The following is a 12,770-nucleotide window of genomic DNA, read 5'->3' on the forward strand; positions in this document are numbered from 1 at the left end:
ATGATAGTGCAAACAAGAATGATTATCTATATTTTCTTAAGACATTTGTCATAAAATGGCTTTAATTTCATATATATATTTTTAACAATATTAATTTATTAGAATATATATCATCTTTTTTTCTTTTATATTTCAACAGACCGCTCAATTAAAATCATTTTTTTTAATGCACTTTTCAACTAATTAAATAACCAAAACTTTATCCAACATTTTCATCATTGGCTGAACTAAGCAATATTCTTCCAACTGAACTGACACCAGTCGCTCTGCCTGAGCGATATACAATCTATCGCTCACATACTGTCATTTATATTTTTCACTCAGGTGTATGCCGATCCACCACCACACTAATCATCATATCGCCCTGCACATTTACCACGGTACGTACTGTATCCAATAAACGATCAATAGGCAGTAAAATTGCAATCGCCTCTGCGGGTAGACCAACAGATTGTAACACCATAATCATAGTGACCATGCCAGCACTTGGAATCCCAGGCGCACCTAAAGAAGCAACAATCGCCACCAAACAGACAATAATCTGTTGGGTGATGGATAAATCTAAACCCATCAGATTGGCAATAAACAATGCTGCCGCTGCTTCATACAGCGCCGTACCATCCATATTAAGCTGCGTGCCGAGAGGAATAACAAAACCTGCGGTTTGCGGTCTAACACCGAGATTTTCTTGTGCGCATTTCAAACTAAGCGGCATGGTCGCAGAACTGGAACTGGTTGCAAAAGCAGTCACCAAGGCTGCTCTAGCCCCTTTAAAAAAGGTAATCGGATCCATTCGACCAAATATCCACAACAATAATGGCAATACCACAAGACCATGAAAAATGGTGGTTCCCGTAACCACAGCCGCGAATTCAACTAAACGACTCAATACGGAAAGATCTTCACTGGCGATCAGTTTGGCGAGTAATGCGAAAATGCCGATCGGTGCAAGTTTCATCACCCAACCCACCAGCATCATCATCATTTCGAAAAATTGTTGAAAGCTATTCCGCACGAGCGTAAAACGCTCCCCACCTTTAACCAACGCAACACCCAAAAATAATGCAAATACCACGACCGCCAAAACATTGCCTTCACTAAAGGCTTTAAATGGGTTGATCAGGGTGTTTTGTACAAAATTGGTCAAAAAACTAGAGGGGGTCAGCGTGTCTGGGGTCTGATGACTTTGCATCTCGGCTTGGAAAATTTGGATATCAATTCCCTTGCCCACGTCAAAAAGATGTGCGCAGCTGATGCCGAGAATCAGCGCCAAAGTGGTGGTGGTGATCGAACTCAGCGCTGTGATTTTCCAAACGCGGCCAAATTGACCACCTGCTTGTAAGTTTGAAACACCGACCACAATTGAACTAAAGATCAATGGAATCAATAGCATTTTCAACAAACCAATGAAGATGCTACTTAAAATACCGAGCCCATATAAACTATAGTCAACGAATATCGTTTGTGGGTAAGCATTTAACAAAAAACCAAATGCCACACCGAGCACAGCGGCCAGTAAAATCTGTGTATTTAAATTCATTATGCTTGATAAAGTTTTTTGACTTATTGCTACTATGGCATGCTCATGTTGAAGAATCGAGCAATTTTTTGTCACATCTATATCATAAAAAAGCCATCAGAATGATGGCCTTAGTATAAATTTATTTGTTATTGGGTTTCGATTTCTCTGAGCCGAATCAAACCTTCTTGAACCGTACTACATACCAACTGACCATCTTGCCACATCCGACCAAAATTGAGCCCGCGAGAACTCGCACTAATGGTCGCTTCCATTTCATAGAGCATCCATTCATCTGCACGCAATGGGCGATGGAAATAAATTGTATGATCAATACTGGCACACTGTAGATTTGGAGAAATCCACGACAAGCCGTGTGGACGTAATGCTGTGGTCATCAAAGTGAAATCTGAATAAAATGCCACGATCGCTTGATGCAATGAGATTTCATCCAAATTTTTAGCAATATCACCATGGGTTCGAATGTAATGTGCATAAAACGGTGCTTCAGGTTGCGGCTGAAAAGGGTTGACTGGCTGAACTGGGCGAATTTCCACATGACGTTCACGCATAAAACTGGCACGAACATTTTCAGGGACAAAATTAATCATCGCTTCTTTCAGTTCATTTTCTGATTTCAAACTTTCAGGTGCAGGATATTCGGGCTCTTTATGTTGATAATTTAAGCCTTCCTCAGGATTGGCAAAAGAAACCATTGCCGAAAAAATAGTACGCCCATGTTGAATCGCCCGCACTTGACGACTGGCAAAGCTTTTCCCATCTCGAAGCGAATCTACTTCATAAATAATCGGAGCATCAACATCCCCACCATAAAGGAAATATGCATGTAACGAATGCGCAGGACGATCTGTGGTGTATGACGCTGCTCTTAATGCTTGCCCAAGCACTTGTCCACCAAATACACGTTTGCCAACCAAGTTGCGACTATTGCCCCGAAAGATATTGGCTTCCAGTCTTTCTAGCGTCAAAAGCTCAACGAGTTCTTGCGTTAAAGCATTCATGTAATCACCTTTTTACAACAATGAGGGAGAAATAACGAGGGCCATAGCAAAGCAGTATTTTGCTTGAAACCTAAGGCGGAGCAAGAATAATCATCTTAATCGAGATGAGTCGATTAATATAGATTGTAGCCAAGATAAAATGATTTACCCATCGCATTATTCTATTTATACCTGCTAAAAATACGATTTTTAACGATAAAATCTACCAAATACGCTATATTTTGTCAGAAAATAGCATACCGTTTTATGTCAGAATACAGCAGAATGTCGTGTTCATCATGACTTGATGTTAGGGTTATATTTAGGAGTTCGTAATGTCCAAGACAGGATTTGGTCAAATGTATCGTCAACTTTCGAGTAAGTTACTTGACCTTGTGGTAACCCCGCACGTTCTTGGTGAAGTTCCTGTAGAATCCACCTCAACAGAACAAAGCCCAGCCGATCCAAATAAAGTCGTATGCTATGTATTACAAAACTATTCGCATAGTAATGCGCTGGTGGTCGATGGTGAGACGCGTCGCCTTAAGCTAAAACCTGCGCTAGATCCTTTGAGTTTTGGCAACTATCAAGAAAAAAATTCAGTCCTTTTTTTACATCAGAACGATAATATTTTCTTCAATACCCAAACTTATCCTCCACGCTTATTACAACTGATTGAAGCCCTTGAACAAAATCCTGGCATTGAAGTTCAATTGATTCCTGTGACCGTACTTTGGGGACGATCACCAGATAAAGAAGATTCTTGGTTCAAATTATTATTTTCAGATACTTGGGCAACACCGAGTACAGTCAAGCAATTGGTCAATATCGGCTTACATGGCCGCCAATCCTACTTAGAGTTCCATGAACCCCAATGTTTACGTGAATTGGTTGACTATGCCAAAACACAGCATCCAAATATTTCTCCTGCAACGTATATTGCAAGCTCGCTCGATACTTATTTAGATCAACAGCGTGAAGTGGTACTCGGCCCTGATTTATCTGATCGCCGTAATGTTATGCAGTCCGTGGTCAAAGCACCAGATGTGCAAGATGCGATTCGCCGTGAAAGTATCCATCATAAAATCAGCATGCTAGAAGCCGAACGTCGCGCCATTGGTTATGTCAATGAAATCGTTTCGGACTATTCTGCATCAGCGGTGCGTTTTGCCGATATGGCACTGACACGTTTATGGACGCAACTCTATGACGGCGTTGAGGTACACAACTTTAGCACCGTGCGTGAGCTGGCAAAAGATTATGAAATTATCTATACCCCATGTCATCGTAGCCATATCGACTATTTATTATTGTCCTATGTGATTTATAAACGCGGCTTGATGATTCCATATATCGCTGCGGGTGATAATTTAAATATGCCGTTTGTGGGGCAATTATTGCGTGGTGGTGGTGCGTTCTTTATTCGCCGCTCTTTCCGTGGCAATGCACTTTACACATCTGTATTTAAAGAATATTTATATAGCATTTTATCTCGTAACACACCGATCGAATACTTTATCGAAGGCGGACGTTCACGTACAGGACGTTTACTTCCACCGAAAACAGGCATGTTGGCAATGACCATTCAAGGTCACCTTCGTGGACCTGCCAAACCGATCGTATTTTTACCTACTTATATTGGCTATGAACGCTTGATGGAAGGCGCGACCTACGTTGGTGAAATGCAAGGTAAGCCGAAAGAAGCTGAATCTATTTTTGGCATCTTAAAAACCTTACGTAAAATTGAAAGAATTTTCGGCAAAGTTCACGTCAACTTCGGTGAACCTGTTTTCTTGGATGACATTTTAAAACAGCATCAAGCAGACAATGTTCACGTCGAAAAAAATGATGCGCCTATTTCAGCCGAAATCTCCAATGTGGTTGCAAGCTCTGCCAATCTGATTTTAGAAAACATTAACCGTGCTGTGGTTGTTAACCCTGTTTCATTGCTTTCTTTGGTGTTATTGGCGACACCAAAACATACGCTGGACGAGGAAATCTGTATAAAACAGCTCGATATTTACCGAGACCTTGTCACCCAACAGCCTTATGATGAACGTACGCAAGTGACATCATTATCAGGTAAAGAAATCATTGCTTATGGTTTAAAACTTAAACTGATCAAACGTGTTCAGCATGTCTTGGGCGATATTATTGCAATTGAAGATAATCAAGCAGTCTTACTCACCTATTTCCGTAATAATATTTTGCATGCCTTTGTATTACCATCTTTGGTTGCGTCACTGGTTGAGCATAACGGTAAAATTAATAAAGCAGATCTAAGTAATGTGATTCGTACCTTGTATCCGTTCTTAAAAGCTGAACTGTTTATGAAATGGCAGCCTTCTGAACTACAGCAACACATTGATAGCTATATCGATGCGCTGGTTCAGCTGGGTCTGATTTTCCAAGATCATGATGACAACTTGTTTAGCCCAACACCAAATAGTGAAGAGCATCAAAAGCTTTTAACTTTGGCAATGCCAGTGAAACAAAGTTTGGAGCGCTACTACATGACGCTTGCTCTGATTACACAACGTGGTTCTGGCAATATTTCGACCAAGCAAGTTGAAGAGTTAAGTCATTTGTTAGGTCAACGCTTATCTGTGCTCTATGAATTCAACTCACCAGAATTCTTTGATAAATCACTTTTCCAAAGTTTTATTAAAGTCTTAACGCAGCAAAATTATATTCGCAATAATGAACAAGGTTTCATTGAATATGATGATAACTTCAGTGAGATGGCTGCAGGTGCGCGACTTGTCCTAGATGAAACCACCTTACAAATGCTGCAACACATCACCACATTCAGTGATGAAGAACTTGCAACTGCTTTAGAGGCAATGGCATCACAACAAGCCAAACGTCGCCTCAAACGCAAAAAGGCTTAACAGCAAAAACAATAACGGCAACTTCGGTTGCCGTTATTGTTTATCTATCTTCGACATTCGATGTATTTGGGTTCATCCAAACACCTTAAACGTTTGATTAGTTCAACAAAATAAGCATCATAGTAACCAGATGCCACATAGCGATTACGAATTCGCATCACCAAAGCGTCATAACCTTGTTTTTCATGAGCTGAAATATCAGCCCAATAATATGCAGGCAATTGGTTTTCCCATTGAATTGCTTGAGCAGACAAAACATGGCTATTTTTAACAAACCAAGTTCGAATATTCTGACCAAAACCCGCTGGGTATACTTGAGGGCGGATCACGATATTGACAGCAAAATAAGCCACTGGGAAATTGACCACTTGAGTCTTCTCACCAAACTCGGTCTTTAAGTTATATGGCAACACCCCATAAGCGGGTGCAGCCAAGATATCAATTTTTTTCTGTTTGAATAAATCTATGGCATTTGCAAAATCCACATAAACAGGTTTTGCACCGACACTTTGCGCCAATGCCAATTGCGGTGGATTATCCACCAAAATCCCAATACTCTTATTTTTAAGTTGCGAGACTTTCTGGATCTTTTGGGTATTCATGATCATATAGACCGTACCAACCGGAATCATGCCAACCACTTCATACTCGGAACCAATCATACGTTTTTCGACATTCGGATTGGTAAGCAGCTGTAAAAACACCCTTGCCGTACGGTTATTCGGAATCAGACCAATGCCACTGGTACTGCCCATAAATGGATTATAACGATAGGTATTAAAATTGGACGCGACTAAACCAGAGCATTCATTTTGATCAAATGCATGGATCGCCTCTTTTTCATTTTTGAAGGTTTTAAATTTCAATTGGACTTGGCTATGTTGCGCATATAACCGAATATCATGTAAACGGCGGCTAATATCTCCCTGCGTACTCAAAGGATCAAATACACACCATACCTTTTCACTCGCCCAACTCATTGTGGTCATTAAGCCAAGTAACATCGAGCAAATTATTTTTTTCATATATACCCCTTAATGTCTTAGCGCAATCCATATACACATATCGGCTTCAATCAGCCCTGTACTCACAGAGAGTAAAAATCAAGAATCCAACCCAAAAAAAGAACAACCACGTCACATTTTAATCAAAATTTCATTTATTACTATGTGCCAATAGCGCCTCAGCATAGTCATTAAAGCAAATCAAATGGTCAAATTTAAAAGCTGTTCTCGCCAGTCTCGTCGCATAAATTCGCTTGCCCGTATGTTGTTTGGATACAAGCTGTAAAGGAGGCAAATCCAGTTGTTGCTGAAACCAAAGTAAAATCTCATGTATAGGCAAAGGCTGATTGTTGCTGACAATATAACTAGATTCTACTTCTGAAAGATCAGCTAACATGGCCAAAAAATTGGCTAAGTCATCGATATGAATCCGATTACTATAATGAACTGTAGGATAAGTAAGCGCTTGTTGTGCCAATCTTTTTAATCGAACAATCGATGTCCCATAGATACCCGTTGGTCGAACGATAATACTACGCTCTGGATAATGCGCTTGCCATAAAAGTTCCATCTTACGCAGTAAATGCCCTTGCTCATCGGCAGGTTGTATCAGTGATTCGTCATCAATTCGCTCACCAGCACTTTCACCATAGACCCGAGTTGAAGACACAATAATGATGCGTTGCACGGGATGTGATTTTAAGGCCCGAACAATCGGCTCAACACTATCAACATAAGTGTGTTGATAAGCCTCAATGCCACTTTGAGATGGTGCGAGAAGCACATAAACCACATCAATTGGACGAAATGCTGTTAAATCAAGTCGCTGCACGTCTTGAATATAATGAGTCGCATAACAATCTGTTTTTTCACTACGACTAATTGTGCTAATGTGGTGACCACACTCAAATAAGTGTTTAGCGACACGCTGAGATGTTTTACCATAACCAATAAATAAAATATGCATACATGTCCTTGATCAAATATGAGTTCAGTCCAGCAGTTACAAGGCGTTGGCGCTAGCGCAGCGACCCTATTAGAAAAGCTTCATATTTTTAGCACGGATGATTTATTGTTTCATCTTCCCCGTGACTATGAAGATCGTAGCACGATTATTCCGATGAATCAGTTGGTTGTTGGACGCAGCTATTTGCTTGAAGGTGAGGTCAGATCCGTCGATTTCCCACCGGGAAAGAAAAAATCCCTTGCCGCTTTATTACAAGATGATTTCGGCAAAGTTACTTTGCGTTTTTATCATATCTATAAAGGCTTAACTGATCGTATCCAAATGGGTGCTCGATTACGCATCTTCGGTGAAGTACGCGTTGGTGCCCGTGGTTTAGAACTGTATCATCCCGAAATTCAAGTCATCCACCAGCATACCGCATTGCCACAAACTCAACTCACCGCGATCTACCCAAGTACAGAAGGTCTGACGCAACCAAAGTTGCGTGAATATGTCCGTCAGGCTTTGAAACATCATAGTGATGATCTGCCTGAACTGCTACCAAGTCAACACAGCAATGGCTACGAACTCAAACAAGCGCTACATTACATTCATGAACCGCCGATTGATGCCAATATGCTGCAACTCAATCAAGGCTCACATCCCGCACAGCAACGCTTAATCTTTGAAGAATTAGTGGCTCACCAGATTAGTTTACTTACTCGTCGTGCTTTTATTCGACAGATCGCTGCGCCACGTTTTAGCAGCAGCAAAGTTCTAGCAAAAAAACTCTTAGAAGCACTGCCCTTTCAAATGACCAATGCACAAAAACGCGTTTCCAAAGAAATTCTACAAGATCTAAAACAAGATCAACCAATGTTGCGCTTAGTTCAAGGCGATGTGGGTGCAGGTAAAACCTTGGTCGCTGCCGTAGCGGCCTGTCATGCGCTAGAAGCAGATTGGCAAGTGGCATTGATGGCACCCACTGAAATCTTAGCTGAACAGCATTATTTGAACTTTAAACGTTGGTTCGAGCCATTGGGGATTCAAGTTGCATGGCTATCGGGCAAACAGAAAGGTAAAGCACGTACGCACGCCGAACAACAGATCAAAGCAGGACATTCGCAGCTCATCGTCGGCACACATGCACTATTCCAAGACAATGTTGAATTTTCCAAACTTGGCTTAGTGATCATTGATGAACAACATCGCTTCGGTGTGGATCAGCGCCTTGCGCTTAGAAATAAAGGCGTAGATCAATTTACGCCCCATCAGTTGGTGATGACGGCAACCCCGATTCCCCGTACCCTCGCTATGAGTGCTTATGGTGATTTAGATACATCGGTTATTGATGAACTGCCACCAGGACGCACACCGATTCAAACCGTGACGATTCCATTAGATCGTCGTGAACAAGTCCTACAACGAATCGCAACCAACTGCCGCGAAGGTAAACAAGCCTATTGGGTCTGTACCTTGGTTGAGCAATCTGAGACCTTAGATGCTCAAGCCGCAGAAGCCACCTATCAGGAAATCAGAGAACGTTTTCCAGATATCAACATTGGTCTAGTACATGGCAAAATGAAAGCTGATGAGAAGCAATCAGTCATGCAAGCCTTTAAAGACAACCAACTACAACTGCTGATTGCCACTACCGTCATCGAAGTCGGTGTAGACGTTCCCAATGCATCGATTATGGTGATTGAAAATGCAGAACGTTTGGGGCTTTCTCAGTTACATCAACTCCGTGGACGAGTTGGACGTGGTGCTACTGCGAGTTTTTGCGCATTATTATACAAAGTCCCTTTGTCGCAAAATGGTCAGGAACGGCTTTCTATTTTACGTGAAAGTAACGATGGTTTCGTGATTGCTGAAAAGGACTTGGAAATACGAGGACCTGGCGAATTGTTAGGTACTAAACAAACTGGTGATATGGGCTTTCGTGTTGCACGATTAGAACGTGATGACCACCTACTAACTCAAGCACACTACGTTGCGGAACAGATTTTAAAAGATTACCCACAACACGCAGCAGGCTTACTCAAACGCTGGTTACCTAAAGCACCGCGTTATGCCTATGTTTAAATCCCTCAGTACACACGCCCAACGACTTTTTGATTATGTGACGCCATGTAGTCTATGTGAGGTCGGCATCAAACAACATTTCGGTGTTTGTCAAAGCTGTTGGCAACAATTGCCGTGGTTAAAACAACAAATCCAACGCAATCACCAACAAGTGTATGTCGCTTGTCATTATGACTACCCGATCAATCGGATTATTCAACAATTCAAATATGAACAAAAATTACAGCATCAAAGATTATTAAATGGTGTGTTGTTACAGCTCAAACTGCCAAAAGTCCACGCCATCGTTCCGATGCCCATTTCAACCGATCGCTTAGTGGAACGAGGTTTCAATCAAACCCTACTGTTAGCCAACGCACTCGGTAAAACATTAGATGTCCCTGTTTGGCAACCGATACAGCGCTTGGCGCAACATTCGCAAAAGGGATTATCACGCTTAGAACGATTGGGGAATATTGAACAGCAGTTTGTTGCAAAACCATCCAATCAGATTCGTTATAGAAAAGTGCTGATCTTAGATGATGTGATGACCACAGGCAGCTCTATCACCGCACTTTCTCAGGCTCTAGAACAACTTGGCTGTCAGAAGATTTATGCCGTATGTCTCGCAGCGGGACAAGTAAAAGACCACCCTAGCTCATTCGATTTTGCTGACACCATGGGATCACCACTTCGCTAGTCAACGGTGCTAACAACGTTGCTTGGTCAGTCAAATCGATCCATTTCATCTCTGCAATTTCAGCTGCAATCTGCGGCTTTTGTTTTAATTGAACCGAATAAACATAACTCACCAAAACATGATCTGGCTCATTGGCTGCGGCAGTTTCAAACTGTCCAACAAAATGTTTAATCTCGCATTCACAACCAATTTCTTCCAGAATCTCGCGTTGAATCGCAAGCTCGGGGGCTTCATTTTCTTCTAATTTACCGCCGACTTGCATAAATGCCTGTGTATTCTGTTTACGGACCAATAATAATTGATTCTGATCGTTCAAGATAATCGCGGCAGCAACAGTAATTGTTTTCAATGAGACTTCCTCGAACATGAGTTTGAATAGCAGGCTGCTATTTTAGATCTCGAAAATGCAGAAAACAACCCAATAAGCATGCATGTTCCGCAACGCTATCTTTTCCCTTATTAAGTGACTTTCTCCCCCTTATGCCAGCATTAAAACCATTTAAAATTAAATGAAATCATGACTGCGTGTAGAATGAGCAAAAGAATAGATGAAACTCTCAGTAATAAAATTGTTTTATCCAATTGTCATGCTGCTAAAGTAAGCTATAAAACATGATTTTTAAGAAAATAACGTTTAGGCAAGTGTTTTTCGTTTCATCCTTGTCTAAAATACACGCTGACTTTCTGTAAAATGCAGAAGGCCTTATATTGACTGCGCGAGGAAAAAAGACATGCTTGAAGCCTTTTATGCCACAGAGCGCGGTAGTCTAGAAGATGCAACAATCAATGGTGGATTTGATCTGCATCCTGAGTTGGTTTGGATTGATCTGATTGCGCCCTCCCAAGAAGAACAACAATGGGTTCTCGAGGCCTATGATCGCAATCTACCCACCCTAAAATCACTCGAAGACATTTCCTCATCGGCACGTTTTTATCGTGATGATGAAGGTATTTTACATATCAGTACTTACTTTCTCACCAAGAACAAAAATTTCCAGTCAGATCGTGAACAAGAAGATCTTGAAAACACCCTTGCTGCAACGGTACACACAGTTGCTTTCTTGCTTGAGAAAAACCGACTCATCACACTTCGTGGTGAGAAATTAGTCGCATTTAGAGCATTTAGAGCAAGAGCGAGACGCAATGATTATGAGATGGACTATAAAGATCCAGTTTGGATTTTATTAGGTTTATTGGAAGCTAAACTAGATGAACTTTCAGACATTTTAGAAGATACCCATCGTTATCTTGAAGAGTACTCCGCAGAAGTTCTCAATGATCATCACCGCGAACAAATTCTTGATCTTGACGACATGATTACAAATCTCGCACATCAAGAAGACATGTTAGGAAAAGCACAACTCTGTCTTACAGACTTACGTCGTGTGTTGTCTTTTCTGTCACGTCCACGTGCCTTGGGTAGCCATATATATGATGCAGATATTCGAGAAATGAGTGAGGATGTTCGTTCTTTACTAGAACATAATGCGTTCCTGTTTCAAAAACTTAAATTCTTACTCGATATCACCACTGGTTTTGCAAATACTGAAATGAATGAGACCTTTAAACGTTTCTCAATTTTACCAAGTATGCTTGCGCCACCGATGTTAATTGCCAGTATTTATGGCATGAACACCGATGTTTTGCCTTTTGCGCAAGGGGATACAAGCTTTTGGATTGTGATTACATTGGTTTTAACATTTTTAACCGGACCAACACTTTATTTCCGCTGGAAGAAATGGATTTAGCATGAAAGGCAATTCTCTTTTTTTGAGTATGCCTATTCTAGGATCAATTCTATTCATTCCGACCGCTTTTGCTTGTGCACCGTATTCACCAGATGACGTGTTTATTGCACGTCTTCAAGCTGTTCAGAAGATAGCATCTACAGATCATTACCACTTAGCTATAAGTAATTCCCGTTTTATCTTCCAAGGCTTTAGAACATGGATAATGCGTTCAAAGCCGAAACAATGGCAGAGTCAGTTCCCACTTAAAAATATAAAAAAGAATGATTTAATCATTGGCTTAGCCTACGCCCCTAATCAAGATAAACCACAAAACTATACTGTGGGCTCTTTAGCACTGTTACGGTGTCAAAATAATATCCTGTCTATAGACCAGCCAATTGTACCGTTCCTAGCGTGGAACCGGAAAAATAATAATTGTCATGATGACCACACCACATCCATCAAATTATTAGATGGTTTTTTAGCATACGATCAATCTTATTATCTCAAAAAATTACGCACAAAATATCCAACTTGTCAGGCTCTTTTTTCAGCCTTTCCAAAATCATAAATATAAAAAAAGAGCTTTATAAAAAAGCTCTTTTTTCGATTCATACAATATCAAATCAAGATAAGGTCATCTTCTAAATGACAAGCTTGGATGATTTTCAGCATTTTCTCAGGGACATTTTTAAAATGCAGCCCTTTACTTTCAGGGGTTTGACGCAACCATTGCACTAATACAGCGAGAGACAAGGTGCTGCCCTGTTCAAGCTGAGCAAGATCAACAGTCAAAGGAAAATGCCGATGTTGTTGAATATGCACTAAGCCCGATTGGTAAACCTGCTCTGCATTTTCAAAATCAATCGTCTTAGGAACGATAAGTTGCTGATCAATATACTGAATCACCCTTCA

At 40.9% G+C, this 12,770-nt stretch carries 11 protein-coding genes; 5 read left to right on the top strand and 6 right to left on the bottom strand.

Annotation, left to right across the window (positions count from 1 at the left end):
- Positions 1-316: 316 nt before the first annotated feature.
- Both F991_RS14890 and F991_RS14895 read right to left on the bottom strand, forming a co-directional pair.
- Positions 317-1,540 (bottom strand): dicarboxylate/amino acid:cation symporter, encoded by a 1,224-nt coding sequence (locus F991_RS14890; RefSeq protein WP_004673024.1) that lies wholly within the window; start codon positions 1,538-1,540, stop codon positions 317-319.
- Positions 1,541-1,668: 128 nt separating this feature from the next.
- Positions 1,669-2,541, bottom strand: coding sequence for an acyl-CoA thioesterase (locus tag F991_RS14895; protein ID WP_004673026.1), 873 nt, complete (start codon positions 2,539-2,541; stop codon positions 1,669-1,671).
- Between the two features lie 314 nt (positions 2,542-2,855).
- Here F991_RS14895 and plsB point away from each other — a divergent pair, with 314 nt between their 5' ends.
- Entirely contained in the window at positions 2,856-5,411 is a 2,556-nt protein-coding gene (gene plsB / locus F991_RS14900) for a glycerol-3-phosphate 1-O-acyltransferase PlsB (RefSeq protein WP_004673028.1), read from the top strand.
- A 44-nt stretch (positions 5,412-5,455) separates the two neighbouring features.
- On the opposite strand, the gene F991_RS14905 is transcribed toward plsB, so the two are convergent.
- Together F991_RS14905 and F991_RS14910 are read right to left on the bottom strand one after the other, a co-directional pair.
- Positions 5,456-6,436 (bottom strand): putative solute-binding protein, encoded by a 981-nt coding sequence (locus F991_RS14905; protein WP_004673029.1) that lies wholly within the window; start codon positions 6,434-6,436, stop codon positions 5,456-5,458.
- A 130-nt stretch (positions 6,437-6,566) separates the two neighbouring features.
- On the bottom strand, positions 6,567-7,382 hold the full coding sequence (locus F991_RS14910; protein WP_004673030.1) for an NAD-dependent epimerase/dehydratase family protein: 816 nt from the start codon (positions 7,380-7,382) through the stop codon (positions 6,567-6,569).
- An 18-nt stretch (positions 7,383-7,400) separates the two neighbouring features.
- Here F991_RS14910 and recG point away from each other — a divergent pair, with 18 nt between their 5' ends.
- A complete protein-coding gene (recG, locus tag F991_RS14915; protein ID WP_004673031.1) occupies positions 7,401-9,446 on the top strand; it encodes an ATP-dependent DNA helicase RecG in 2,046 nt (681 codons plus the stop codon).
- Positions 9,439-10,125 carry a ComF family protein gene (locus tag F991_RS14920; RefSeq protein WP_004673033.1) on the top strand — a complete coding sequence of 229 codons (687 nt, stop codon included), beginning with the start codon at positions 9,439-9,441 and terminating at the stop codon, positions 10,123-10,125. Before recG ends, F991_RS14920 begins: the two co-directional genes overlap by 8 nt.
- Here F991_RS14920 and F991_RS14925 read toward each other — a convergent pair.
- Positions 10,079-10,474, bottom strand: a complete 396-nt coding sequence (locus F991_RS14925; RefSeq protein WP_171063501.1) for an NUDIX hydrolase — start codon at positions 10,472-10,474, stop codon at positions 10,079-10,081. The two genes, F991_RS14920 and F991_RS14925, sit on opposite strands and share 47 nt — an antisense overlap.
- A 382-nt stretch (positions 10,475-10,856) precedes the next feature.
- Here F991_RS14925 and F991_RS14930 point away from each other — a divergent pair, with 382 nt between their 5' ends.
- Together F991_RS14930 and F991_RS14935 are read left to right on the top strand one after the other, a co-directional pair.
- Positions 10,857-11,873: a CorA family divalent cation transporter gene (locus F991_RS14930; protein WP_004673037.1), complete on the top strand. Its 1,017-nt coding sequence runs from the start codon at positions 10,857-10,859 to the stop codon at positions 11,871-11,873.
- Position 11,874: 1 nt separating this feature from the next.
- A complete protein-coding gene (locus F991_RS14935) occupies positions 11,875-12,426 on the top strand; it encodes a hypothetical protein (RefSeq protein WP_004673039.1) in 552 nt (183 codons plus the stop codon).
- Positions 12,427-12,476: 50 nt separating this feature from the next.
- Here the strand turns inward: F991_RS14935 and F991_RS14940 are convergent, their stop codons facing one another.
- Positions 12,477-12,764 carry an STAS domain-containing protein gene (locus F991_RS14940; RefSeq protein ID WP_004673040.1) on the bottom strand — a complete coding sequence of 96 codons (288 nt, stop codon included), beginning with the start codon at positions 12,762-12,764 and terminating at the stop codon, positions 12,477-12,479.
- Positions 12,765-12,770 lie beyond the last annotated feature (6 nt).

It is taken from the genome of Acinetobacter sp. CIP-A165 (assembly GCF_000367985.1).
GTDB lineage: Bacteria > Pseudomonadota > Gammaproteobacteria > Pseudomonadales > Moraxellaceae > Acinetobacter.

Excerpts from the sequence above, each read along its gene's own strand:
- F991_RS14890 (WP_004673024.1), bottom strand. The coding sequence starts at position 1,540 with ATGAATTTAAATACACAGATTTTACTGGCCGCTGTGCTCGGTGTGGCA.
- F991_RS14895 (WP_004673026.1), bottom strand. The coding sequence starts at position 2,541 with ATGAATGCTTTAACGCAAGAACTCGTTGAGCTTTTGACGCTAGAAAGA.
- plsB (WP_004673028.1), top strand. The coding sequence starts at position 2,856 with ATGTCCAAGACAGGATTTGGTCAAATGTATCGTCAACTTTCGAGTAAG.
- F991_RS14905 (WP_004673029.1), bottom strand. The coding sequence starts at position 6,436 with ATGAAAAAAATAATTTGCTCGATGTTACTTGGCTTAATGACCACAATG.
- F991_RS14910 (WP_004673030.1), bottom strand. The coding sequence starts at position 7,382 with ATGCATATTTTATTTATTGGTTATGGTAAAACATCTCAGCGTGTCGCT.
- recG (WP_004673031.1), top strand. The coding sequence starts at position 7,401 with ATGAGTTCAGTCCAGCAGTTACAAGGCGTTGGCGCTAGCGCAGCGACC.
- F991_RS14920 (WP_004673033.1), top strand. The coding sequence starts at position 9,439 with ATGTTTAAATCCCTCAGTACACACGCCCAACGACTTTTTGATTATGTG.
- F991_RS14930 (WP_004673037.1), top strand. The coding sequence starts at position 10,857 with ATGCTTGAAGCCTTTTATGCCACAGAGCGCGGTAGTCTAGAAGATGCA.
- F991_RS14935 (WP_004673039.1), top strand. The coding sequence starts at position 11,875 with ATGAAAGGCAATTCTCTTTTTTTGAGTATGCCTATTCTAGGATCAATT.